Here is a 1,569-nt window from a genome sequence, read left to right on the forward strand (position 1 = left end):
ATAGGTTCAATCGTATTATGCTTATTAGCAATCTGAATCGACCAGCCTTCTTTAGACGCTTAATTGCTTTATAATTATGTGTATTAAGGAGAAAGTATGTCTCAGCGATTTACCGAAGAATTTAAGATCCAAGCAGTTAAGCAAGTTACCGAACATGGCCATTCAGTTTCTAGCGTTTCTGTACGGCTTGGTATAACTGCCAGTTCGCTCTACAACTGGATGAAAGTGCATGGTCCAGATAGTGATGAACACAAAAAACAACTCGACCACGAAAACAAAATTAAGCAGCTAGAAAAAGAGCTTAAGCGTGTCACGATGGAACGCGACATCCTAAAGGAAGCAACCGTATTTTTCGCGGGCGAGTCAAAGAAAAATACGCGTTCGTAAAAAAAAGGCTCAACAATTACCCTGCCAAATTGATGTGTGAGACGCTTTCTATTCAGCGGAGTGGCTTTTATGCTTGGCTGAATCAGCCCAAGTCAAAGCGCCAGATTGAAGATGAACGACTGACAGGGCTTATCAAGCATTCTTGGTTGGAAAGTGGTTGTGTTTACGGCTACCGGAAAGTAACGAGCGATCTGCGTGACTTAGGTGAAACCTGCTGCAAACATCGCGTTGCACGATTGATGAAGCAGGAAGGAATCAGGGCTCAAGTAGGTTACAGAAGGCATAGAGGCCACTATGGCGGCAAACCCGCAATCGTCGCAAGCAACGTATTAGATCGCCAGTTTTCTGTAGCCATGCCAAACCAAACTTTGGTGACTGATATTACTTATATCAGAACTCACGAAGGTTGGCCCTATCTTGCTGTGGTACTGGACTTATATTCTCGTGCCGTAGTTGGTTGGTCTATGAGCTCAAGAATGGAATCCGAGCTTGTTACTCAAGCTCTTCTTGCAGCAGTGTGGCGAAGAAAGCCGCGGAACCAGGTGTTAATACACTCTGATCAAGGCAGTCAGTTTACGGGTTACGAATGGAATGACTTTCTAAGCGCTCACAACCTTAAAGCGAGTATGAGTCGGCGAGGAAATTGCCATGATAACGCAGTAGCGGAGAGCTTCTTTCAGCTTCTCAAGCGTGAGAGAGTAAAGAGGAAAATCTACTCAACAAGAGAGCACGCACGAGCAGATATTTTTGATTACATTGAAATGTTTTATAACTCTAGACGTAAGCATGGGGAAGCTAATAATATGCCTCCACTGGCTTATGAAAAGTTAGAAGAATTCAAACAGAAAAGTGTTTAGTTAAAGCTGGTCGATTCAATCCTTGTGTTGATGACACAAGGATATCGAATAAAGAATGATCAGCCAACTTAGCAAAGTGTTATGTCGGCTTTCGGGTCTTTTGTAATATAAGAAAAGCCAGGCAAATAGGCATGGAAAGCGATGCTCGCGTTATGTCGGTTTTCCTCTTTTAGGTAATGTAAGATATCGAGAAAAATTTTCTTGGATCCTATGAACGGTTTACCCGCAAGGCCAATGTTCTAGTTTTCCAAAAGAGTAGGGNGCAGACACAAAATATTAATGGCCCCGGTTCACATATTGCGAACAAGAGCCATATGCCTTACAC

General features: G+C 43.0%; 1 protein-coding gene. It reads left to right on the forward strand.

Annotated elements, in window-relative coordinates:
• Positions 1-96: 96 nt before the first annotated feature.
• Positions 97-1,244, forward strand: a protein-coding gene (locus A3766_RS25890; protein WP_156509150.1) for an IS3 family transposase whose coding sequence is annotated in 2 segments (ribosomal slippage) — positions 97-340 and positions 340-1,244 — 1,149 coding nt in all. Because the reading frame shifts where the segments join, the coding sequence is not laid out codon by codon here.
• Positions 1,245-1,569 lie beyond the last annotated feature (325 nt).

Source organism: Oleiphilus sp. HI0132, assembly GCF_001635845.1.